We start from the raw sequence: 22235 nt of genomic DNA, 5'->3' as shown, positions 1-22235 counted from the left end.
ACCTTCCGTGCCAACCTCGTGTTTAAGCCGTAGAAGCCTTACAGGTATTGAGTCTCTCTAATCTGTTTGGATCTATAAAATAGTCATTGATGCGGCAGAGCATCGAACGATGCGAATGCGCATCACGTTTCTGAAGCGCTTGATGACCGACTCTTGCGCGAGATGGTGGCGATGTCGGTTTGCAACAGCTCAGCTGCCTTACGTTTGCTACCGCCGCGGCGAATAGCGTCTTCAATGACCTTGCTTTCGTACCGGCGTACAAGCGCCTTCAGACCTAACCCTGTCGCCGCCTCTTCGTCAGAGACATCGTCAGTCGAAGCTCCGCGACCGGTGACCAGCATGTTGCCGCCGTCCAGCGCCACTTCCTCGGGAACCTCAAGAAGAAGGTCGTCTTCAGTCGCCGTGGTTTCGCAAGCCACAGACAGATACTCAACCAGATTTTGAAGCTCGCGAATGTTGCCCGGGAAGTTGTAGCTTCTCAGCTTGTCCCGACAGCCCTTCGTGAGCTGCAGAGGGGTTTCGCGACGCTGGTTGACGTCCGTGAGGAAGCGCTCCAGGAGCGGGTCAATAAGGTCTCGCTGCAAACGCAACGGAGGCAGTGACAGCACAACAACCGACAGACGGTAGTAGAGGTCGCGCCGAAAGCGCCCCTGCTCCACCAGTTCGCGCAAATTCTGGTTGGTCGCAGCAACGACATTCACCTTGACCCGACGTGGCTGCGTAGCCCCGACTCGCTGTACCAGACCCGACTCGAGGACCATCAGAAGCTTCGCCTGTGATTGCAGCGGCGTCTCACCGATTTCGTCGAGAAAGAGCGTCCCTCCATCTGCCGACTCAATCAGTCCAGGCTTGCCTCGAGTCAGCGCACCGGTGAAGGAGCCCCGCTCGTAGCCAAACATTTCGGATTCGAAAAGTGATTCGGGAATACCCGCGCAATTCACATGTACAAAAGGCGAACTCTCGCGACCGGAGCGACGATGCAGCAGTTTGGCGAATTCGGTCTTCCCGACGCCAGACTCTCCTAACAGCAGCACGCGACTCCCCATGGCGATCGCGCGTTGCCCGACAGTCAGGAGCTTGGCGGTGAGCTCCGTAACGCCCATCAAAGAGTTGGCCTCCAAGTGGGATTTGCTTGCGGCTTTCGTCCCGTTCGCAAGCGCCCCTTGTGGCCCTTTACTGAACGCATCGAGATTGCGCTGCATGATGATGTAACAGGTCATTGCGCCTTTTCTGTCACGCAGCGCCCGCCCTGTGACCACGAGGCTCCTGCCTATGCCATCAACCAGGTTCTCGACAAAGCGCTCGCCTTTCGTGAAGGCCTCGAGAATTCCCGGACATTGGATAAAAGACTCGTTCACGAACTCGGCAAGCGGCCTGCCAACGATGGAAGCGCGGGGCATTTCATTCATGCTCTCGCCAGCTGCATTTACGAATCGCGTCACCCCGCCGCGATCGACCATCAACATTCCGTCCGGAAGGAGATCGCACACGGTGCTCCACCGCGGGTCGTCGAGGAACTCAAGCAGTTCTTCATGCGACCAACCCGCCTCATCGAGTTCAGAGATGTTAGCGAACTTCATCGGTGGACCTCTTTGATGCAGCATTGCCCCGACGTACCTGCGTGGGCTTCCGAACCACGGGGGCAACCGGACGAATGGAGAACACAAACTCAGAGAACAAGTCGTCCCCCACGGGACCCACCCGGACATCACAGTCCATGACGGCGCCGCTCTCGAACTTCACAACATCAACCCAACGGTGAGTCTCACCATTGGTCCACCGGCGCTGAACCTCGGCATCAGACATCGACAGGAAGTCGGTCACCTGTGCAGTCAAAATGCGCGATGAGGTTGTTTTGAAGAGCCGCTCACAGGCAGGGTTCATCGCTGTGATAGTGCCGCTTCTGTTCGCTACCAGCACGGCATCGGGAATTGCGCTCAAGATGCGTTGCACAACTTCTGCCGCCTGAATGAGTTTGTCCCGCTCATTCCGGAAGTCCGTCAGATCTTGCAGCGTTCCCCACATTCGAGTGAGAAAGCCATCTTGTATCTTTCCGCGCACGTTGTTCTCAACGTACATGGTTGAGCCGTCGTACTTCAGGTCGATGGTGAGACTACGATCAACGTTGAAGTTGTTCCGTATCAGGCTGCGAACGAATGACTCGTTCTGCGGACTGCGCGGGAAGTAGGTACGCACCGGTTGGTCGTTGATATCGACGCCTTCGGGAAGCGAATAGAAGCGAGACATCGCCTCGTTGCAGTTCGACCAGTGACACTCGTTCGAGAAGATTTGGCGAATAATTTCCGGCTCTGTCTCACGCAGATTGACAGGCTCCGTGAACTCGATACACCACATCGGCTGACTCGTGGTCTCAATGTAGCCCCGCAGAAGCTCAGCGCCACTCTCAATCTGGGCGTACAACTGGCGCTCACCCACGGCCTCCACGGCGAAGACTTGAAGTGCCGGCTCTCCATGGTGCCGCACCCCCACAAGCCTCGCGCTGACCGCAACGGGTTTACCCTCAAGGATCATCTCGAGCTCTTCATTCGCCGTGACCGTGTCGAGCGTGCTCAAACTGAGGTAGTTATCCAGGACCCCAACAGATTTGTCAGTGAACAGGTGGGGGCTTGGCAAACCGATGACGGAAGCGGCATCGCCGCCACTCAAATCCAGCAGTAACGTACTCGCGTCGACTACGACTCCAGAGCGCGAAATCGCCAGTGCAATGACTGGCATGTCTGACAGCACGGTGAACCTCCATGAGGACCGCTGCCGGGGCAGCGCTGATGCGTGTTTGCTATTTCTTGCTGCGAATTTGCATCAATCAAACATAAAACGAAAGCACTTCCTTTCTAAGGATTTCCCCTATACGCCCACAGTTATGGGCCTTCCGGGGAGCTGGCACACATCTCGCTTACATGGCCTCCGAATTCGCTTCGCACGATCGGTTGAATCACACACCGCATCGGCGATGCGAAGTAAACGAACGTCCAAGGAGGCAAACCATGTTGATCACCGGCATCAAAAGCCGTCCGGTGTATGACGTCCTCACGCCGATGAGCAATGGCGCGATGCACGTCATAGCAGGTCAAGGAAGCGGAGGCCAAGCGCTCTTGCGTTTGCTTGGCGAACTAACCGGCAAGTCTGAACAGATCACCGTCTTCTACTCCGCCGAATCGTTTTCCGGGAAGGACTACTCAACACAGCTGCGCTCCGCTGCAGCAGACAATCTCACGCTCTTCGAGACCAATGCACAACTGGTCTCGCACCTCGACTCCTACCTGTTGACGGCAAAGACCGGGCTGCGCCTTTACCTCGCTGGCTCGGAAAGCTTCATCGGCACGGCGATGCAGGTTGCCAACAAGTTCAATCTGAACAACGACGAAGTGCTGCGTGAGCATGGCGGCACATTCGTTCGGCGAGTCTGGTGCGTGCACTGCGACACGTACACGGAAAACGTCACGCACCGAGTCTTCAAGTGCCCTGGCTGCGGCCTCGACCTTGTCGTTCGCGACCATTATTCGCGCCACCTGGCCGCATTCATGGGCGTCAAAGCAGACGCGGAACAGACCGGCAACATGCCGGCGGCAGAGGAGCTCGATACATGAACTCGCACGCAGGTACCTTGCCGGTTGTTGTCACGGCAATCGAAGACATCACTCCCCTCATCAAAGTGTTCACGCTTGAAGACCGGGAAGGCAAACCGCTTCCCGGCTTCTCCGGCGGGAGTCATGTGGTTGTGCTGATTCCCGACGAAGGGAAGATCTATCGCAACCCGTACTCGCTGATGAGCACGCCTTTCGATACCACGTCGTACAAGATCGGCGTGCGCCGTCAGGACAATGGCCGGGGCGGCTCGCTCAGTATGCACAACGACGTGCACGTGGGCATGACTTTGCACATCACCCACCCCATTAACAACTTCCCCCTGAACCGTCGCTCGCTCAAGCACATTTTCATTGCGGGCGGCGTTGGCATTACGCCCATCATTTCGCAGATTCACGACCTTCAGGTCGGCTCGGTTCCGTATGAGTTGCACTACGCAGTACGCAACGGGGACCACGCAGGAATGAAGCAGTTCATCAGGGACGACGAGATCGGTACCACGTCGATGTACTTCGACAGCGCGGATGCGCAGATTGACTTCGACACCATTCTGGGCAATCAGCCCTTGGGCTCGGATGTGTACATCTGCGGTCCGGCGCCCATGATTGAGGCGGTTATCGCTTCGGCTCGTGCGCTTGGTTGGGCCGACAGCCACATTCACTGGGAAGAGTTTGTCGAAGCTTCTACGGGTGAGGCCTTCGAGGCGTTTCTTAAGAAAGCGAACAAACGAATCATGGTGCCGCCGGAGCTCAGCTTGCTCGAAGCAATTGAAGGCGCCGGTTTGGATATGCCGTACCTATGCCGCGGCGGTGCCTGCGGTCACTGCGAAACCGAAGTGGTCGAGCTCGACGGCGAAATCATCCACCGAGACATCTGGCTCAGCGATGAGGACAAAGCGGCTAATCGAAAGATGATGCCATGCGTTTCGCGCGCCAAGTGCAAGAAGCTTGTCCTCGACCTCTAACCGGAGCGAATCATGTCCATCGCGTTCAAAACGACTGAAACCTACCGCGACGATTACACCTTCAAGAACAGCAAAGAGAGCATTCAGCGCTTCCCTTTCCCGTTCTTTGAAGACAAGTACGAATACACGATGAACCTTGAGCCGCACGTGCGCATCCCAGGGGGAGTGTATGAGGCGAACTTCGACATCGATGAACACTATGTCTCGGAGATGAAAGAGCGAGCCATCGCGCTCGCCGAAAGCCCCGGCCAGCACTACAAGGCCTTGCCCAACATGATGCAGGCACAGTGGGACCTGCTCGAGCTCATCATGGAATCCTATGCCAAGGATTACCCAGAGTATTTCTCTTTGAGCATCGACGGGGCAAAGTGGACCTGGGAGAACAAGCTTCTCGGCTTGAAGGATACATTCACCTTCGGTGATCCAAAAACACTGCCATATGAGCCGATGGAGTACATCACTCGTCAGGCTCAGGGGGAATGGATTGTCGTGGATGACCGCGATGACACCCTTTACTGGTCCGCGGCCATGGCGACCGAACGCGCGGACTATTCCCTGCGCTTCAATCTCGGCATGAGCTGGAAGGAGTGGCATGGCCCGACAATTTCGTCGCTGCATGACAGCGGCATTCTCGAACGAGGTCTGAAGTTCCTCAAGCGCATGCGAATTGGCCACCCAGTTCGCCGTCTTAACTGGACATTTACCGTCAACCCGCGTCTCGAAACCTCTGCAGAGTCGTTGCCGGTATGGGCGCCTGACCGTGCCAACCTGACGCTTGAAAATGTCGGCAAGAAAGTCAACATGCGCGTGGAGTTGCAGCCCCTGCATCGTCTGCCGCGCAGCAACGCTATCGTGTTTCCTGTGCGTACGTACTTCGCAAGTCTCGAAGAACTCTGCACGATTCCGAAATGGGCACGTCGCATGCACCGTGTGCTACGTGATCTCAATCCCGAACTACGAGACTACAAAGGGTTCACGCTCTACTACGACCTGATGGTCGAGTACCTCTCGAAATTCGACGATGGCGCTCCCACGTCACCAGGTAACGGTCCGGAATAAATCCCTCAAAAGAATCACTCAGGCGCACGCGGCAACACGAGCGCCCGAGCATTCAGCACGACTTGATTTTCGTGCCACTACCACATCAACCAAGGAGACACAGGATGTCGCAAGTTCAATCGGAACAGCAGCTGGACCGGGAATTCCATGAGGCCATTGCTTCCAAGTATGCTGTCTTGACCGATGGCTTCGCAAAGAACGATTCCGGCACGATTGCCAACGAGTTCTTCACGCCGGATGCGTGGTCGGTTGGCGAGGGCGAAGAGACTGCCATGGGCGCCGACGCAATCGACCGACTGTATGCCGACTTCGTGGGCGCGTACACCTTCGAAGCAAAGAGCGTATCCGCTCACCGCGTGGGTAACGCCGGTTGGGACTTTGCTGAAGTGACGCTCGTGTCCACTGATGGCCAAGAGGAAGTTCACCCCTATAAGGTCCTCTACGTCTGGGAACGCATCGACGGTGTCTGGAATTGCAAAGGACAAATGTACGTTGAAGGCAGCTTTAAGGGAGCGGTTGCCTGAGATCGGCGAGTAGCTGACCTTGCCTCGCTCACTCGCGGTTGCGCCGCGCGCGAGGCAAACTTCAACTTCCAGCATTCAGACTCTTCTGATCGCGTCGGCCCAGGGTTACTCTGCCCATGGCTATGCGGACCAGGAATCGCACCGTCCAGTGGTTGAAAGCGTTTGCTCGTGAGCGAACGTGGAGACGTCGGCTAACGCGCCCACATAACAAATCCACCATGGCTGCTCCATCGCGCCCACACCGACCAACAACCGCCCGGCTTCAACCGCGCCTAAGCGCGTTGCTTGGGCAGGTCCGCGAGACGAGTCGCCATGCCATCCGAATTGCGCGTGAAGATGCCCAGCATGGCAAGGGCGATTTTGTCGATTGCCTCGCACGTCTATATGACCACTGGATACGCTTCAGTCGGGGATCACAGCGCCTGATCAGGATTGCCAGCGCAGCCGAAGTCGGTGCACTGAGTCTGCAGCATCTGCAGCACGGGGAGGCCGACATCAATATGACCGACGACCCAGCCCTGCGCGCACTCTACTGGACCACCGCACGCCGCTGGCAAAATGCTCGTCGGGACGTGAAGAACGTCGACCCGCACATCGCTCAGCAGCCCGACCGCAACCCGCTGAACTCTGAGCAGCAATCCGGCACGCTCTTCTGTCGATGCAAGGAGTGCACTACGCAATTGGAACGCCATCGAGCCGCCCACGAATTGTTTGCCGCATGGACAGCAATAGCCGCCCGACTATAACCGGCCCGACAGCTTCGGCTGGCGCGCCCTGGTCTGTCGCGCCAGAGCTACTCCTAACTCATCGCGCCGACGCTTACTTCTGCCGCCGAAACGGCGATGTCTTCGCTCCATCTATCACACTCGCGCCGTGCTCGACCACAAAGTCGCGGAACAGGCTGGCAGCCTGAGAGATGCGCCGGTCCGCCAGCGTCACTACATACCATTCGCGCTCGACTGGATTGCCGGTAAACGGCAGTTGCGCAAGCAGTCCAGTCCGCAACTCGAGCGCGCATGCGTGCAGCGATAAAAACGCGACGCCAAGCCCGGCCTCCGCCATCTGCTTGATTGCCTCGTTGCTCGAAAGCTCTGAGCCAATGTGAAATTTCAGGCCCGACGCCTTGAACAAGCTTTCGACCGTAGAGCGGGTGCCTGCACCGCGCTCGCGGACCAGCAGATTCACCGACTCAAGATCCCTCAACGACAGCCGCTTGCGCTGCATCAGTGGATGACCAGGTGCGGCAACGAACGCCATCGGATGCTTTGCAAACTCCGCCGCGTTCGTGCGCAGCTCCTTGGGCGGGCTGCCCATCACCGCAAGGTCAATTTCGTGCGTCGCGAGCATCCGGATGATGTCCTCACGATTGCCAACTTTGAAGTAGGTCTTTACGTGCGGGCGCGTTTCCGTGAACTTCACGAGAATCGGTGGAATCAGGTACTCGGCCGTCGTGATGGCCCCGATGCGCAACGTGCCTCCGAGATCCCCTTTCAGCGCGGCGACTTCGTCGCCTGCTTCAGTCCATAACTGGAGGATCTCCCGTGCGTAGCGCGCAAGAATTTCCCCTGCAGCGGTCAGCTGTACGCCACGCCCTACACGTTGCAGCACGCCCGCGCCAATGGCTTCCTCGAGCAGCCGGATCTGCAGCGACACCGCAGGCTGCGTCAGGTTCAGTTCCTCTGCCGCTCGCGACACGCTGCCGAGCCGCGCGACCATGTCGAGCGCTTTCAGTTGCCGGAACGTTGCTGTTCTAGATATAAGTGAAAGCATATATATCAGGCAAAAACATTAAATTGTCTCTCATGAGGTGAAACTATATCGTGGGTACTCATGGCCCGACAGCGGGCTACCGAACATCACATTTCCCGTGGAGCGCCTCATGACCTACGCCCCTCCCCTGCTCGATTCCGACAACGGCTCCCACCTTCATCGCATCGTGATCGTGGGCGGGGGTGCCGGTGGCTTGCATCTGGCGACGCGCCTCGCCGGTACCCTTGGCCAGCGCCGGATCGCAGAGATCTTTCTCGTCGACCGGTATCCGACGCACTTCTGGAAGCCATTGCTGCATGAAGCAGCCTCCGGTCATCGCGATCCAGCCAATCACCACATTGAATACGCTGCGCAGGCAAAGCGCCACGGCTTCCGTTTTGTTCAAGGAGCGCTCGAGAGTATCGATCGTGATGCGTGCTTCGCGACAATCGGGGCCGTACGTGACGAGGAAGGTGTGGAAATACTGCCGCAGCGGCGTGTTCGTTATGACAGCCTCGTGCTGTGCGTTGGGAGCGTGACGAACTTCTTCAACGTGCCGGGTGCAGCGCTACATGCGTTGCCGCTGGAAAACGTCCAGCATGCCGAGGCTCTCCGTCGCAAGTTCCTCGCCGCATGCACGAAGGCCAATCACCAACTCGAAACTACCGGCCCGCAGAGCACTCCCGCGGTCAACATCAATGTGATCGGCGCGGGCGCGACCGGGGTCGAACTCGCCGCCGCACTCACGCACGCGGTCGATCAGTTGTCGGTCTACCGTTTCCAGGCGTTAGATCCAAAGCGAGACGTCCGTATCCGATTGATCGAGGGCAGCGCACGCGTGCTGCCTGCGCTCGACGAACGCGTGTCGGCTCGCACTGACGTGGCGCTGCGCCGGCTCAATGTCGACGTCGTGACGGGAGCCCACGTGGCCGAGGTCCGAACCGATTCGCTTGTGACTGGCGCTGGCAGCGCGCTGGCCAGCGACATCACTGTGTGGGCCGCTGGCGTCGCGGGGCCGTCGGTTCTGCGCTCGCTCGACGGCATCACGCTGAGTGCTTCTAACCAAGTGATTGTCTCCAACAAGCTGCAATCGCCTGACGATCCGCGCATCTTCGCGTTCGGCGACTGCGCGGCGTGCCCGTCAACTGCAAGCAGTAGCTTCCTGCCGCCCCGCGCGCAGGTCGCCCATCAGCAGGCCCTGTATCTCAGCAAAGCTTTTGCGCAGCGTTTGGCCGGCAAGGCGGTGCCATGCTTCGCATTCCGCGACGCGGGCACGGTCGTGTCGCTCGCGCAGGCGGGCGCAACATATCAGACCGGCGGCGTGTCGTCTCGCGCGCTGATCGTGAACGGTGCCGCAGCGAGCGGCTTGTACCGGCTGCTGTATCGCAAGCATCTGTTTGGCGTGTCTGGAATCAAGCATGCGGTGCTCGAAGCGTTCGCGCAGTGGCTCGGGCGTGGAAGTAGGCCCGTAATCAAACTGCATTAACGGACGGGCGCGAATGTGTTGCGCCGAGCGGAATCAAATGAATCCGCGAGTCCTGATGCAGGATCGAGATGCGAAGCAGTCCGTAGGTGGATCGTTTAGAGGCGCGCATGAGATGACCAATTCGCAGCAATCATGATCCCGAGGGCAGGCCGCAGATCTTAAGTAATTCGCCAGCGCGACTGTTGTTCCTGAATCAAGACCGGCGTGAGCGTTTTTCTGCAGTCGGCGATGCCCCTTGGCCCCGTCCTTGGTCTGATGTTCCTGTTGACCGCTACCTTTGCAGAGCGGCACGAAGCCATGGAAATTCTCATTGCGGCGGCAACCACTACCGTCGTCGGTTGCCGGCAGAAATGCGAGGATGATGTTTGATCGAGTGGGCATCAACATGCTGCGTCTCTTCCAGATGATTCTCGAAGAGTGCAACCTTAGCCAAGGCGGTAAGCACCTCTTGAACGTATCCGTGTCTTGTTCCACAACCCAATGTTCGTGCCCCCCTTCTGACGGCATGCTCCCAGCGCCACCGCAGCGCAGCTCGGATAACCCTTGGTATCGGCCCAACCACATTCCAGCGAACCCATGCAGGTAGGCCGGTTGGCACGCTCCTCACCGGACTGCCGGCGTCGCTCAGCTCGACACTCTCAACCAAACATCAAGCAGCGCTGAGCTGCTTGCCCCCCAAGCGCTCCTGCCACCCCATTCTGTTTCTCGTTAGAGGGAACGAGGACAGGCTGACCGCTGCGTTCTGTTTGCATCGGACTACGCACTTACGTCATCGGCTTGGGGTAAGTACGTACCCTTCCCTTATTGAACGTTAACCTCTATATGTTAGAGTGTTACTGGGCGATCATCTCGACACGAAGGAAGGAGGAGGGGCGCCCCAATCGTCTACATCGCGACCGGCCCAAGTGATCTCGCCTTACCGAAATCGTCGTTTGGGGTTATTTGCCGTGCGGGCGGCAATGTAGGTGGAATAGCGTTCAACGCCCGTGTTTTCACACGGGGTGGACGCCCTTTTATGTAATAAAAATCGATAATAGAACTGGGACGTTTTTATGAAGATTGCTCTGAGTGCCATTGCGGCATCGATTCTTGCGGGACTGAGTTCCGCTTCTTATGCACAATCAAACCTTACGCTTTATGGCGTGGCTGATGTTAGCTTGGTTTGGCAGAATCATGCTAATCCTCAAGGACAAAGTCTTTTACAGATGTCTAATGGGGCAATTAACCACAGCCGCTGGGGGCTGACTGGCGGCGAGGATCTCGGCGGCGGGACAAAGGCGTTCTTCAAATTGGAGAGTGGTTTCAACCCCCAAGATGGAACAATGGCATCAAACGGAGTTATTTTTGACAGAGCTGCATTTGTTGGCCTCTCTGGAGACTATGGAAAACTATCCGTTGGGCGGCAAAACACTATTTTCTACAATACCATGCAGGTCTACGACCCCTTGACGGTCGGCGTTTACTATAATACGGCGTGGTGGTATGGGACCGATCAAGTCCGCAGATCCAGCTCCATCAACTATAGTAAAGACTTTGGTCCTGTAACCGTCGCATTGGAATATGGAGTTGGCGGCGTTCCAGGCAGCATAGCAACGGGATCGCAAATTGGCGCAGCCATTTCATACGCTCAAAATGGCTTCTCAATTGGGTCAACTTACCAACAAACGAAAAGCTCAACAGGAGCAGGTGTACAGCGGCTGTTTGGCGCCGGCGCATCCTATGCGATTGGACCGGCAACTTTGTACGCGGGCTACCAAAACAACCACGACTTAGCTGGCATCGGCGATGCGCAACTCAATATTATCGGAGCGCCGAGTGGAACGGCTGATGTTGCGCGCAAAGATTCTGGCTTTTTTGCGGGGGTGTCTTACCAATTGACACCTCGCATCTTGTTGCGAGAAGCCTATTATTACGACAGAATCCGCGACGCCATGAAAACCCCAGGGAACAATGGCGTCAGGTGGTCAGTTGTCTCAGAAGCCGAGTACTCCTTCTCGAAGAGAACAAGCGTTTACACCCAAGTGGATTTTAATCACGTAAGTGGTGCGGCGAATGTTCAGCTCCCAGGCGGAAATAGCCAAACTGAAGTTGCAGTCGGGTTGAGGCATTGGTTTTAACCGCTTACTTTTAAAAAGAGGGGGACTCCCCCTCTTTTTTCGAAGACCTCGTGCATCACCGTTTGGACTCAGTTGTAAAGTTTGCCCGCATTGGGCAACAGCGAGCGAACCACCTTCCCCGCGCCTCGGCATAGGCTCTATCGAGCCTGCCGCCCCCAACCAATCAAGAACGAGCCTCGCGGTTCATCTGAACGTTGATGACGCGGGGAAGCACCGTGCGTCGACAGAATGCCTCACGCTTCGTGCCAGACCGCAGCCATAGCTTGTCGCGGGTTAAGTTGTTGAACGCCTGCGACGACTCACGGGGGCGCCCGACGTGGTTATCAGGCTAAACACCCAGTCATAAGTCGATTCAACGTGCTCAATGGTCTCCTGCCGAGCGCCCTCCGCATCCCTCCGAAGAATCGCAGCGACAAGCGGATGATGTTGCATTGCACGCGTTGTCTTGGCCAGTGACGGAGTCGTCTGCGCCAAAATCAATTTAGTGAGCTGCTTCTGAATTTGAATTTCTTGCTGGAGCAAGTCCGCAGATTTCGATGCTTCCGCAATCAACGTATGCAAACGTGCGTCCGCAATCCGGCGCTGCGGGTCATCTGGCGTACAGCGTTTGAACTCGTCTGCCGCAACTTGGATTGCGGCAAAATCTTCGGCCGTCCCTCGCTGAGCCGCAAGATATGCAGCTTCTCCCGAAATGGCTCTACGCCAGTCGGTCAGGCTACGAAGCTCCTCGACCGTCATCGTGGTCGCCTTGGCGGCCTCCCTTAGGCGCTCCGCCAGGTCGATCGAAACGTAGGTCCCTCCGTGCCGGCCTCGGGTCGTTTCGACCAAGCCGAGCTCGCGAAGTGACGCAAGTGCGTTTCGCAACGTCATTGGCGCAACACCAAGCGCACGCGCGAGTTCACTTTCTGAAGGCAGTCTGTCCCCCGGCTTGAGTTCCCCAGCCGTAATCCTCTCTGTGAGGCGCCGCACAATGGCCTCTGGAGCACTTTGCCCACTTACTGGGGTAAGCCCTAATGCGGAAAAATTCTTGACCATAACATCTATATGTTAGAGTTTTAAATAGTACAACACTTTAACGTATAGATGATATCGAACATCGACTGCGGCGCCACCCGGAACCCTCGCGTCTTGGTTTCCGGTTCCATGGACTCAAAGCTGGTGTCGCCCGAGCTCAACGCAACGCTTCGAACACTAACCAAGAGCGTGACCGATCAACTGGCGGCCGCCGGGTTGGATGCCGACGTTGTCGATGCCGCAACCTCGTGCGAAGCCGCAGAGGATCTGACAAGTCTGTATGACGGCCTGGTGATACTCGGTGGGGGTGACATCCATCCGGAAATGTATGGGCAGGAAGCAGCGAGTTGCCTCTCATATGGAATCGACGTCAAAGCGGACACCTTTGAAATTGCCCTCGTTCGCTCTGCCGTAAGCGCCGGGCTTCCTCTTGTAGGCATCTGCCGCGGAATGCAAATTCTGAACGTTGCCCTTGGCGGCACGTTGATTCAAGACCTTGGGCCCGAAACGATGCACAACTCCACTTCCGATAACGCGTTCATGACTGGACACAGCGTGCGAGTACTTCGGAATACGAGGCTGGGGGAAATTTTTGGCGAGTGCGACATGGCGATTCGGTCAGGCCACCACCAAGCGGTGGACCAACTGGGTAACGGATTAATCATTTCTGCATTCGCAGCAGACGGAGTGGTAGAGGCAATTGAGCTGGACGGACATGCGTGGGGCGTCGGCGTCCAATGGCATCCCGAAGAATCGCTTGCTGACACGACCCAAATTGGTAAGTTGTTCGAAGCATTTGCGCGGCATTGCGCCGTATTCGCGGAGCGTCGAGCACTTACGTCCTTGTCGTAATTGCTATTAGGAGATAGTCGTGCTGAAACGTTCTTCGTTCATCAACTCCGCCTTGCTTGCAGCTGCACTTGCAAGTGCATGTTCAGCGTCTTTTGCCGCCACTTCGGCGACAAACGGATTCTCTTTCGGTTCTTGCAAACCGACAGGAAAACCTGGCAGCGTTACGCTCGTAACGCAAGAGGCGGACACTCTGACAGTTGGTACAGTCCTTCCTAATCCAGGATGGTGGAATGGCATCTCGCCAACAGCAGTCGATAGTGGCTTCGAATACTGCCTTGCTGCGAACGTTGCTTATCGTGCAGGTCTGCACCATGTGAAAATCAAGAACATGGCCTGGGACCAGTTCATTTCCGGTACGGCAACGAACTACGACATTGCATTGGCAACCATTACGATCACGGACGCTAGAAAGCGAGTTTTCACTTTCTCTCGACCGTATTTCTCATCTAATCTCGGCGTAGCAACAACGGGTTCCTCGGATGTTTCGGAAACCAATCTGCGCGGAAAGCGAATCGGCGTTCTCCAAGGGAATGCAGGATCAGATTGGGTGAACCATGTTCTGAAACCTCGAAGTGTGGCCGTGTATCAAAGCCAGCCGGATATGTTCACGGCCCTGATCGCTGGTCAGATCGATGCCGTCATCACAGATACAACGCTAGCGCTAGCCCAAGCTAAGACATCCAACGCAATGGTACGGGTTGTGGCGCAGTTCAAGATTGACCAAGGTTACGGCGCCATTACACCACCCGGCTCACCCAATTCCAAAACCATCGATTCGATGGTTGGCGAGTTTTCGCAGGACGGAACACTCAAAGAGCTTTCCGCTGCATACCTTCAACCGAAGTTCGGTGTGGATCCTGCATCCGTTCCGTTCTGGAGCGTGAAATGACAACCACAGCCGCACCAATGGACCGAGCTCCCAATAGGGGAACGCTGAGTCCCGCATCGCCAAGTCTTGGAATCTCGGTTGCATCGCTGCTATCGGCGCTGGGCCTACTTATCGCTATTGCCGCCATTGGAGGCAACATCGCTCGAAATGCCACAACCGATGCGGCTCATGCAATTGGCATTGCATTGAGTACCGCGGGAGTGGCTGCAAGCGTGGGGATTCTTTTCTTTGCGGTTCGCGCTATGTTTTCTTCTCGCCGCAGCGGACGAGAGGCAAAGCTTGGACAAGTGCTGGCTTCGCGTGCAAGCGCGGAACTCGCGCGTCAGGATGCGCTGATTGCATTTGGACTCATGTTCACGCTGTCGATTGGCGTTCTTTTGCTGCTGGCCGTTGCGATGAATAACGCCAGCATTCAAAAGACGTTTTTCCGCTGGGATTTCATCCGCGAAAGTGCCTTAGACATCTTTAAAGCGTTTTGGCTAAACATATGGATGGCAATTGTCGCCCAATTCTTTGTTCTGATTTTGGGCCTTGTTCTCGCCATAGCTCGTATGGTACCAGGAAAAGCTGGCAAGCCGGTGCGCGCATTGGCAATCGCGTATATCGATACGATGCGTGCTGTGCCAGCCATCATCATCCTCTACCTTATTGGGTTCGGATTGCCAATCGCGAAAGTACCCATTATTAGCGACCTATCTCCGGAATTTTTCGCCATTCTTGCACTCACCCTGACATATAGCGCATATATGGCTGAAATATATCGTTCTGGCATCGAATCCATTCACCCGTCACAATGGTCAGCCACCCGTTCCCTAGGCTTTTCCTACGGGCAGACGCTCCGTTACGTGATCTTGCCACAGGCGATTCGTCGGGTTGTTCCTCCACTGCTTGGAGCTTTCATTGCTCTGCAAAAAGATACGTCGCTCGTAAATATCATTGGAACGATGGACGCATTTAACCAAGCCAAATTCTATGCCTCTGCTAACTTCAACCTATCCTCGGTTACCGTAGTAGCGCTGCTGTTTGTCGCCATTACTATTCCTCAAACTAGGTTCGTCGACTGGATGCTAGCTCGCAGCACCAAAGTCAGAGCAAAGGGTTAAATGATGTCGTTCATTGAACTGTTTGATGTAAAAAAAAGCTACGGCCAACATGATGTTTTGAAAGGCATCAATCTAAACATAGAAAAACATCAGGTCGTTACGTTAATTGGGGCATCCGGAAGTGGAAAATCCACGCTGCTTCGTTGCTTGAATTCCCTAGAGGCAATTGATGGGGGCCAGGTTCGAATCGCCGGCGATGTGGTTTCTGGTCCAGGTGTAAACGTCAATCAGCTGCGCCGAAAGGTTGGTATGGTTTTTCAATCATACAATCTCTTTCCGCACATGACGGTTGTGGACAATATTGCCCTAGGCCCTATCAAGCTTTTGGGCAAGAGCAAGAACGAGGCGCAGGCGGAAGCGCACGAATTGCTGAAGCGAGTGAACCTCCAGCATCGAGCTAACTACTACCCAGATCAACTTTCAGGGGGACAACAGCAGCGGGTCGCAATCGCACGCGCGATCGCAATGAAACCGGAGGCGATTTTATTAGATGAAATTACTTCGGCACTCGATCCCGAACTTGTCGCGGAGGTCCTGAACATGGTGCGTGCTTTGGCTCGCGACGGCATGACGATGATCCTGGCCACGCACGAGATGCATTTTGCTCGTGAGGTTTCGGATTTGGTTGTGTTTTTGGAGCAGGGCCATTTGTTAGAACAAGGCCCTCCAGAGCAAATCTTCGGTGATCCCGTGGAGCCTCGTACGCGAGAGTTTCTTAAGCAGATCATTGAGGCTGGGCGGCTCTGAACGGGGTGTTTCGTCCTTGCGCTGGCTTGCTGCTGATGCATGTGACAAGACATTGGCGCAATACATCGGCAGCATGGCTGCTTGGGCCGACGCCAATCCGAGTTGGCGACAACGTACGAGCACCTCTGCACCAAAGTGCCATTGACTGCCCTTCTCGGTCCAGCTCATATCAGGCTCACGCTATCGCTCTTGTTCTGGGTCGAGTTTGGCGCTGTAGTGGCGTCCACGGAAGGCCGCCTTCATGGCGGCGAACCCGGCCGTTCAGTTCTTGTATGTGTTGCCCGCCAGGATGTCCTTTGTGTCGATCATGGCTAGTCGGTTCGCGGCCTTTCCAGCGCGGCGTTCAATGCATCAATGTATTCCCAGAGCCGGATCGGCTTGGTCAGGTACCGGAAGAAGCCGGCCTTCATCCCCCGTAGAAGGAGCCTGGCAGCCGCGTCTCTATGACGCTTGATTGTCACTCAGTACATCGATGCGTCGCCATGCGAGCGCGCCACAAAGTATGCAAGGACGCAGACAAGCATCCGGGGCAGCACAACCGGATAGTTAAGCGTCATCTCGAAAATGTGTCGGCCGCGCAGACCCAATAGCGCCGACAGAGCAGATTGCGACAAGTACATTGGGTGCGCTGCTTGAACGGTTGGTTCCCTTTGCGCTGGCAGTGGCAAGCGTGTTGCCCTGCGTAAGCACGCTTTGTTTTCTAACTGACCAGGAACGGCACAGTTATCGCAAATGTAACGACTGCCCTAACATTGTGGATATGGCCTTGCCTATGTCGTCCAGAAAGAGAAAAAAAGCGACGTAAAAACGTCGCCACCCTCCTCACATACGTGCCGTGACAGGTGGATAGTGTTCGGTACGTGCTTACCAGGCTTCGACGAGGGAGAAACCGCTGCGAGGCTGAAGAGAATGCATACAACGCCGTCCTTTTACGGCAGGTCGCTTTGTTTCTCATTCAGCCACTGAATGAAGACCGATGTTCTGAGCGGAACATCCTGTAACGGAGGACGCACCAGATAATAGCTGTAGGGGCTACATTGAGAGAATGCGCCGAACGGCAGCACCAGTTCCCCGCGTTCAATACGCTTCTGCACCAGTCTCTGACGCCCGATCGCGATGCCGGCGCCGTTCAAGGCGGCGATAGTGCAGAGGTCCGAGCGATCGAACGTAAAGTTGCGCTCCGGCAGGCTGACATCTGGAAAGCTCTTGCTTGCCCATAGCGTCCACTCTGCGTCATATGCCGCATGGTTCCACGCCAGCGAATCATGCAGCAACGTACAATCGATGACATTCTCCGGTTGACCGTGCAAAGCATGCTGCTCTGCATAAGCGGGACTGCAAACCGGCGCGATGTGCTCGTCCATGAGCTTTTGGCTGATTAGGCCGGGGAATTCGCCATTGGCATAGTCGATCGCAACGTCAATGTTCTGGGCTCGGAAATCAATGTTGTCGTTGCCTACACGAAGGTCCAAGGACAACTTCGGGTACTTCGCCGCGAAATCGGCCAGCTGTGGGACCAGCCAACACTGCGCCAAGGACGGCCGCGCATAGACGGTAATTCGCCCCTCAACATTTTCTTCCGTCATGGGCTGAAATGCCTCTGCGAGCTCGCCCATGGTCTTCTGCAAAATACCGAAGATGCGTTCGCCCTCGGGCGTGAGTGTGATTTTCCGGGTCAGACGCTGAAAGAGACGCATGTCCAGTGCGTCCTCAAGGCGTCTGATGCGGTGGCTCACGGCACTCGCAGTCAGGCATAACTCGTCCGCCGCCCTCTGAAAGCTCAGGTACCGGGCGGCCACTAGGAACGTGTGCAGATTGGCGAACTGGGTGCCATCTAACCGATGACCGATCTGCGGCGGCAGGTTGTACATGATGTTTGCCCCTTTTGTCAGTCGCTGCGAGTGCAACATTTCACCGTGGCGTCTTCCCTGTTCTTGCGGTGATCCGTATTCAAGAGGTGACTTCTCTCCCAACTTCCAGCAACTGACGGCCTTTCGACAAGTAGGCCGCCATCTCGTCGTCTGGGACCATACCGCCGCCCGTTGCCCAGACAATGTGTGTCGCATTCCTCTGAGCGGCATCATCCATTTGGATACGAAATCGGTAAGCCTGCTGTTCCTGTGCCAAGACCCGAGCGATACCAGGTACCCCCGCTAGGGCCGACGGCTCCAGGCGGAGCCCTTCCTCTTGCTCCAGCAGGGCGAGCAAGGCATAGAGCTCCTCATCTGCGACGGTGAAATAGCCGTCAACGAGACGCTGCATGGCTCGACCAACAAAACCCGACGGACGCCCTACGGCGAGTCCATCTGCGGCGGTCACGTTATCGATACCGAAATCCTGAACGGACACCGCATCGTGCAGCCCAGTGTAGACGCCAAGCATCATGCACGGAGAATGCGTAGGCTCCGCGAAGATGCAGTGCACTGCGTCACCGAACGCCAACTTGAGACCAAATGCTACGCCACCGGGTCCGCCGCCAACTCCGCAGGGGAGATAGACAAACAGAGGGTGCTGGGCGTCCACCACGATGCCTGCAGACGCCAGTTGTGGCTTCAGTCGTTCTGCTGCGACGGCATATCCCAGAAACAGGTTCTTTGAATTCTCATCGTCAATGAAGTGGCACGTTAGATCTTGGTCGGCCTGCTTTCTGCCCTCAGCAACGGCTGCGCTGTAATCCGAGTCATATTCCACCACCGTCACTCCGCTCGCGCGCAACTTGTCCTTCTTCCACTGCCTAGCATCGGCCGACATGTGAACGGTCACTTGGAATCCAAGTTTGGCGCCCATGATCCCGATAGATAGGCCCAAGTTACCGGTGGAACCAACCGCGATCCGGTAGTTGCGAAAGAAAGCACGCACTTCTTCGCTATCCAGCTTTGTATAGTCGTCGCCCTTGGTCAACAGCCCGTGCTCCAGTGCCAAGTCTTCTGCGTGCTTGAGCACTTCATAGATGCCGCCACGCGCTTTGATTGACCCCGAAATCGGAAGGTGACTGTCAAGCTTGAGCCAGAGTTGACCCGGCAAGGTCACGTCATATCGTTTGGCAAGCGCTTCCTGCATATGGGGTACCGCACGAATTGGCGACTCGATCAGTCCACCGGTAACGGCCGTCTGCGCAAACACGCGAGCGATGTAAGGTGCAAAGCGCGCCAACCTTGCGCTTGCATCAGCAACATCTAGCTGCGTGAGACCAACGTCCGGCAGTGCTTCGGCAGTCGGACACACGGCGGGATTAAACCAGGTCGCTGGTGTCAACGCGATGAGTTCTTGGATCAACGGATGATCTTGCGACCACTGCTCAATGGATTGTCCTGCAATCATGATTCGCATTCCTTGCTTCGATATGGATAACCGCTCAACCCACTAGGATTGACAGCACCAGGGTTAGACCCAGCGCGACGACGGACGCCAACGTAGTTCCGCCGGTGAACTTCTTGAGGGCCTCAGAAAGCGGGACACCCAGGTATTCCTTGACCACCCAGAAAGCTGAATCGGTCACGTGTGTCCAACCGATTGCACCTGCACCAACTGCGATGACCATCACCTCGCGGTTGAGCTCTGGATGGCTGACCAGCAACGGTGCAACCATGCCGGCTGCGCTCATCATCGCTACCGTGGCTGAGCCCACAGCGAAGTGCATCAAGCCAGCAACCGACCATGCAAGAACGACTGGATTAAGGCTGGACTGCGCCAGTTCGTTGGCAAGTACCTTGCCAATCCCGCTATCAATCAACATACCGTTGAAGGCGCCACCGGCTCCGATGATCAGCAGAATGCTGGCCAGCGGCGGAAAACTCCGTTGTGTGCTCCGCAGCAGATCGGCCATTGCAGCGCCACGGCGAACGCCCAGCGACCAATACGCGAATACAACGGCAACTATCAGCGCGATCAGCGGGTTTCCAAGAAATGCAATGGCCTTGGTCGCGAGCGACGCCTTCGGCAAGCCAGTTGCGATCGTCTTCACCACCATGAGCAGCAGCGGAAGCGCAATCGTGAACAGCGTGATGCCAAAACCAGGCAGGTTGCCGGCGTGGCGATGCGGCTCACCACGCTCTTCGAGAAAGACGTTCTGCTCTTCTGACCCCTCGCGTTTGCAAACGAGGTGAACCCAGACAGGGCCTGCGACGACTGCCGTGGGTGCGCCGACCAATAGGCCGTAGAGGATGACTTTGCCAACATCGGCGCCCAGCAAGCCCGTGATTGCCATGGCCGCCGGATGCGGCGGCAACATGCAGTGCACCGCCATCAAAGACACTGCCAACGGAACGCCCAGATAAAGCAAGTTGATCTTGGTTTCCCGCGCGACCACGTAGACGAGCGGAATCAAGAGAACAAAACCGACCTCGAAGAAGACAGGAATGCCGGCAATAAAGCCCACCAGCATCATGACCCATGAGGCACGACGATGGCCGAGTCTGGACAGCAACGTCTGCGCAATGCGTTCTGCCCCACCGGATTCCTCGAGCATTTTGCCAAGAATGCTGCCTAGACCAATGATCGCCGCGAGAAAGCCCAGTGTGTCGCCAACTCCCTTCTCAAACGAAGACACGATGTTCGATAAGGGCATACCGGAGCCAAAACCGACGACAAAGCATGCGGCGAGCAACGCCAGAAATGCGTGAACCCGCACCTTCACGATGAGCACGACGATCAACGCGATCGCTGCAAATAGAACAACCAACAACCCAGCGCTTCCTGCCACGGCGTCTCCTCTTGTCAAATGGTGGCTTTCTTGATTCGGTGTACCCCGAATAACCACGCTTGGATTTGACAAGTGAATTGCCGCGCCGACAACGGATGATTTGTCAGCCAACACGTGACGGGACATCACCCATCGCATGGCTATTGGTCTTGACGACGTGAGCCCCCGTCTCAGGAATGAGGCTCCGACTCAATTAAACGATCTGAGGAAGGTACTTGCGCGCGGTCTTGATGTTCATACCTGTGTGCTCTACAAGCTGGCGAACGCTGATTCCATCACTGTGTTCGGCGGGCAGGTCAAACATGCGCCGGATGAACACATGCTAAGTGGGATTGCGCGGAAAAGACTGATGCCTATGACCGGCCTCTAGTGGAACCTCGGAGACAAGGGCCCTACGCTTCTTGAAAGGCTCGCATCTGGGAGCTGAGCTGCTGAAGCAGGCGGTTAGCCCCGGCGGAAAGCTCCCGACCGACTCGCGTCAGCAGTTACGCCTCGGAACTACGGAGGGCGATGTTGTCGATTGGAATTGCTCTCAGTTCACCAGCGGCGAGCTCAGTGGCAATCGAGAACGGTGTTAGCAAGCTGTAACCAAAGTCGCTCTTCGCAAAGAGTTTCAGGATGGCGATGGAGTTCGTCGTGATGGTTGGATTGAACCGTATCTTCTCCAACATCATTGCGGCATCAACCAGTTGCCTCGTTCCATGCGACGGATGCGTCAGAGCGACGGTGACTTGCTCCCCGCAATTGGTACGCTGACGACGTAGAGTCCGTTCCGAAGAGGAGCGGTCATGAAGAGGCGATTCACCGAAGAGCAGATTATTTGCGTGCTGAAGGAAGCCGAGGCAGGTCTGAAGCCGGCAGAGCTGTGCCGCAAGCACGGCATCTCAGAAGCGACCTACTACAACTGGAAGGCGAAGTTCGGCGGAATGACGGTCTCTGAGGCGCAGCGCCTGAAGGAGCTTGAGCAGGAGAACAACAAGCTCAAGCGCTTGCTGTCCGAATCGATGCTGGACAACGCCGCGCTGAAGGACCTGCTGTCTCGAAAGTAGCAAGCCCGCAGGCCAAGCGCGAAGCGGTCCGAACATTGATGGCCGAACGCGCTATGAGTGTCACCCGGGCCTGCGGGCTGGTGGGGATTTCACGTTCGCTGTTTCACTATGAATCGCAGCGCCGAATCGACGATGAAGAGCTGACTAGTCGGATGATGACCATCGCCGCACAGAAGCGTCGCTACGGCTATCGCCGGATTCACGTGCTGTTGAAACGAGAGGCTGGGCTGGCTAACCACAAACGCATCTGGCGGCTGTACAGCAAGGCCGGACTGAGCGCACGTAAGCGGCGACGCAAACGCATTGCTGGACAATCTTGCAAAGGCGCTTCTCGGCAAGCACCACAACACTGTCGCAAATCAATCCTTGAAGGC

General features: G+C 56.4%; 20 protein-coding genes and 1 pseudogene. 13 read left to right on the top strand and 8 right to left on the bottom strand.

Annotated features, from left to right (window positions below; all coding sequences use genetic code 11):
• Positions 1-122 precede the first annotated feature (122 nt).
• Both DOD19_RS18725 and DOD19_RS18720 read right to left on the bottom strand, forming a co-directional pair.
• Positions 123-1580, bottom strand: coding sequence for a sigma 54-interacting transcriptional regulator (locus DOD19_RS18725; RefSeq protein ID WP_162634398.1), 1458 nt, complete (start codon positions 1578-1580; stop codon positions 123-125).
• Complete coding sequence (locus DOD19_RS18720) at positions 1567-2736, bottom strand: PAS domain-containing protein (RefSeq protein WP_112187189.1); 1170 nt, start codon at positions 2734-2736, stop codon at positions 1567-1569. Before DOD19_RS18720 ends, DOD19_RS18725 begins: the two co-directional genes overlap by 14 nt.
• A gap of 269 nt (positions 2737-3005) precedes the next feature.
• On the opposite strand from DOD19_RS18720, the gene DOD19_RS18715 reads away from it, so the two are divergent.
• The 5 genes from DOD19_RS18715 to DOD19_RS27550 all read left to right on the top strand — a co-directional run bounded on the left by DOD19_RS18715 (position 3006) and on the right by DOD19_RS27550 (position 6899).
• Complete coding sequence (locus DOD19_RS18715; protein ID WP_112187187.1) at positions 3006-3608, top strand: dimethylamine monooxygenase subunit DmmA family protein; 603 nt, start codon at positions 3006-3008, stop codon at positions 3606-3608.
• Positions 3605-4570 carry a PDR/VanB family oxidoreductase gene (locus tag DOD19_RS18710; RefSeq protein WP_112187185.1) on the top strand — a complete coding sequence of 322 codons (966 nt, stop codon included), beginning with the start codon at positions 3605-3607 and terminating at the stop codon, positions 4568-4570. Before DOD19_RS18715 ends, DOD19_RS18710 begins: the two co-directional genes overlap by 4 nt.
• A gap of 12 nt (positions 4571-4582) precedes the next feature.
• Entirely contained in the window at positions 4583-5629 is a 1047-nt protein-coding gene (locus DOD19_RS18705) for a DUF3445 domain-containing protein (protein ID WP_112187183.1), read from the top strand.
• A 104-nt stretch (positions 5630-5733) separates the two neighbouring features.
• The gene (locus DOD19_RS18700) at positions 5734-6153 is read left to right on the top strand and encodes a nuclear transport factor 2 family protein (RefSeq protein WP_112187181.1); all 420 of its coding nucleotides are present in this window, start codon (positions 5734-5736) and stop codon (positions 6151-6153) included.
• A gap of 218 nt (positions 6154-6371) precedes the next feature.
• Positions 6372-6899 (top strand): hypothetical protein, encoded by a 528-nt coding sequence (locus tag DOD19_RS27550; protein WP_162634397.1) that lies wholly within the window; start codon positions 6372-6374, stop codon positions 6897-6899.
• A 73-nt stretch (positions 6900-6972) separates the two neighbouring features.
• Here DOD19_RS27550 and DOD19_RS18690 read toward each other — a convergent pair whose 3' ends face one another.
• Positions 6973-7923 carry a LysR family transcriptional regulator gene (locus DOD19_RS18690; RefSeq protein WP_112187177.1) on the bottom strand — a complete coding sequence of 317 codons (951 nt, stop codon included), beginning with the start codon at positions 7921-7923 and terminating at the stop codon, positions 6973-6975.
• A 109-nt stretch (positions 7924-8032) separates the two neighbouring features.
• Between DOD19_RS18690 and DOD19_RS18685 the strand changes: the two genes are divergently transcribed.
• The 3 genes from DOD19_RS18685 (at position 8033) to DOD19_RS18680 (ending at position 11505) form a co-directional block, all read left to right on the top strand.
• The gene (locus DOD19_RS18685; RefSeq protein ID WP_112187175.1) at positions 8033-9388 is read left to right on the top strand and encodes an FAD-dependent oxidoreductase; all 1356 of its coding nucleotides are present in this window, start codon (positions 8033-8035) and stop codon (positions 9386-9388) included.
• A 204-nt stretch (positions 9389-9592) separates the two neighbouring features.
• Positions 9593-9757, top strand: coding sequence for a hypothetical protein (locus tag DOD19_RS27545; RefSeq protein ID WP_162634396.1), 165 nt, complete (start codon positions 9593-9595; stop codon positions 9755-9757).
• A gap of 683 nt (positions 9758-10440) precedes the next feature.
• Positions 10441-11505: a porin gene (locus DOD19_RS18680; protein ID WP_112187173.1), complete on the top strand. Its 1065-nt coding sequence runs from the start codon at positions 10441-10443 to the stop codon at positions 11503-11505.
• A gap of 273 nt (positions 11506-11778) precedes the next feature.
• Here the strand turns inward: DOD19_RS18680 and DOD19_RS27985 are convergent, their stop codons facing one another.
• A complete protein-coding gene (locus DOD19_RS27985; protein WP_239498040.1) occupies positions 11779-12243 on the bottom strand; it encodes an FCD domain-containing protein in 465 nt (154 codons plus the stop codon).
• Between the two features lie 405 nt (positions 12244-12648).
• On the opposite strand from DOD19_RS27985, the gene DOD19_RS18670 reads away from it, so the two are divergent.
• Genes DOD19_RS18670 through DOD19_RS18655 form a run of 4 tightly spaced genes read left to right on the top strand, consistent with a single transcriptional unit; the run spans position 12649 to position 16110 of the window.
• A complete protein-coding gene (locus tag DOD19_RS18670) occupies positions 12649-13371 on the top strand; it encodes a gamma-glutamyl-gamma-aminobutyrate hydrolase family protein (RefSeq protein ID WP_162634395.1) in 723 nt (240 codons plus the stop codon).
• A 19-nt stretch (positions 13372-13390) separates the two neighbouring features.
• Complete coding sequence (locus DOD19_RS18665) at positions 13391-14260, top strand: ABC transporter substrate-binding protein (RefSeq protein ID WP_162634394.1); 870 nt, start codon at positions 13391-13393, stop codon at positions 14258-14260.
• A complete protein-coding gene (locus DOD19_RS18660; protein WP_204360082.1) occupies positions 14257-15363 on the top strand; it encodes an amino acid ABC transporter permease in 1107 nt (368 codons plus the stop codon). The genes DOD19_RS18665 and DOD19_RS18660 overlap by 4 nt, the downstream gene beginning before the upstream one ends.
• A 3-nt stretch (positions 15364-15366) precedes the next feature.
• Positions 15367-16110 (top strand): amino acid ABC transporter ATP-binding protein, encoded by a 744-nt coding sequence (locus DOD19_RS18655; protein ID WP_112187254.1) that lies wholly within the window; start codon positions 15367-15369, stop codon positions 16108-16110.
• A gap of 929 nt (positions 16111-17039) precedes the next feature.
• Here the strand turns inward: DOD19_RS18655 and dsdC are convergent.
• From dsdC to DOD19_RS28175, 4 genes are all read right to left on the bottom strand, one after another.
• Positions 17040-17981, bottom strand: coding sequence for a DNA-binding transcriptional regulator DsdC (gene dsdC / locus DOD19_RS18650; RefSeq protein WP_112187165.1), 942 nt, complete (start codon positions 17979-17981; stop codon positions 17040-17042).
• A 79-nt stretch (positions 17982-18060) separates the two neighbouring features.
• Positions 18061-19431, bottom strand: a complete 1371-nt coding sequence (dsdA, locus tag DOD19_RS18645) for a D-serine ammonia-lyase (protein WP_112187252.1) — start codon at positions 19429-19431, stop codon at positions 18061-18063.
• Positions 19432-19465: 34 nt separating this feature from the next.
• Positions 19466-20812 carry a gluconate:H+ symporter gene (locus tag DOD19_RS18640; RefSeq protein WP_204360081.1) on the bottom strand — a complete coding sequence of 449 codons (1347 nt, stop codon included), beginning with the start codon at positions 20810-20812 and terminating at the stop codon, positions 19466-19468.
• A gap of 485 nt (positions 20813-21297) precedes the next feature.
• Positions 21298-21690: a LysR substrate-binding domain-containing protein gene (locus DOD19_RS28175; RefSeq protein ID WP_275426889.1), complete on the bottom strand. Its 393-nt coding sequence runs from the start codon at positions 21688-21690 to the stop codon at positions 21298-21300.
• Between DOD19_RS28175 and DOD19_RS27975 the strand changes: the two are divergent.
• Positions 21601-22163 (top strand): annotated as a pseudogene (locus DOD19_RS27975) (transposase); the annotation flags it as partial. The gene DOD19_RS28175 and the pseudogene DOD19_RS27975 overlap by 90 nt on opposite strands.
• Positions 22164-22235 lie beyond the last annotated feature (72 nt).

Source organism: Ralstonia sp. GX3-BWBA (genome assembly GCF_003290055.1).
In the GTDB taxonomy this organism is placed as follows: domain Bacteria; phylum Pseudomonadota; class Gammaproteobacteria; order Burkholderiales; family Burkholderiaceae; genus Ralstonia; species Ralstonia holmesii.
Note: the sequence above shows the minus strand (reverse complement) of the source record. Positions and strands in the feature narration are given on the sequence as shown.

Excerpts from the sequence above, each read along its gene's own strand:
- DOD19_RS18685 (WP_112187175.1), top strand. The coding sequence starts at position 8,033 with ATGACCTACGCCCCTCCCCTGCTCGATTCCGACAACGGCTCCCACCTT.
- DOD19_RS18680 (WP_112187173.1), top strand. The coding sequence starts at position 10,441 with ATGAAGATTGCTCTGAGTGCCATTGCGGCATCGATTCTTGCGGGACTG.
- DOD19_RS18705 (WP_112187183.1), top strand. The coding sequence starts at position 4,583 with ATGTCCATCGCGTTCAAAACGACTGAAACCTACCGCGACGATTACACC.
- DOD19_RS27550 (WP_162634397.1), top strand. The coding sequence starts at position 6,372 with ATGGCTGCTCCATCGCGCCCACACCGACCAACAACCGCCCGGCTTCAA.
- DOD19_RS27985 (WP_239498040.1), bottom strand. The coding sequence starts at position 12,243 with ATGACGGTCGAGGAGCTTCGTAGCCTGACCGACTGGCGTAGAGCCATT.
- DOD19_RS18700 (WP_112187181.1), top strand. The coding sequence starts at position 5,734 with ATGTCGCAAGTTCAATCGGAACAGCAGCTGGACCGGGAATTCCATGAG.
- DOD19_RS18725 (WP_162634398.1), bottom strand. The coding sequence starts at position 1,580 with ATGAAGTTCGCTAACATCTCTGAACTCGATGAGGCGGGTTGGTCGCAT.
- DOD19_RS18655 (WP_112187254.1), top strand. The coding sequence starts at position 15,367 with ATGTCGTTCATTGAACTGTTTGATGTAAAAAAAAGCTACGGCCAACAT.
- DOD19_RS18710 (WP_112187185.1), top strand. The coding sequence starts at position 3,605 with ATGAACTCGCACGCAGGTACCTTGCCGGTTGTTGTCACGGCAATCGAA.
- DOD19_RS18715 (WP_112187187.1), top strand. The coding sequence starts at position 3,006 with ATGTTGATCACCGGCATCAAAAGCCGTCCGGTGTATGACGTCCTCACG.
- DOD19_RS18690 (WP_112187177.1), bottom strand. The coding sequence starts at position 7,923 with ATGCTTTCACTTATATCTAGAACAGCAACGTTCCGGCAACTGAAAGCG.
- DOD19_RS18720 (WP_112187189.1), bottom strand. The coding sequence starts at position 2,736 with ATGCCAGTCATTGCACTGGCGATTTCGCGCTCTGGAGTCGTAGTCGAC.
- dsdC (WP_112187165.1), bottom strand. The coding sequence starts at position 17,981 with ATGTACAACCTGCCGCCGCAGATCGGTCATCGGTTAGATGGCACCCAG.
- dsdA (WP_112187252.1), bottom strand. The coding sequence starts at position 19,431 with ATGATTGCAGGACAATCCATTGAGCAGTGGTCGCAAGATCATCCGTTG.
- DOD19_RS18670 (WP_162634395.1), top strand. The coding sequence starts at position 12,649 with ATGGACTCAAAGCTGGTGTCGCCCGAGCTCAACGCAACGCTTCGAACA.
- DOD19_RS18660 (WP_204360082.1), top strand. The coding sequence starts at position 14,257 with ATGACAACCACAGCCGCACCAATGGACCGAGCTCCCAATAGGGGAACG.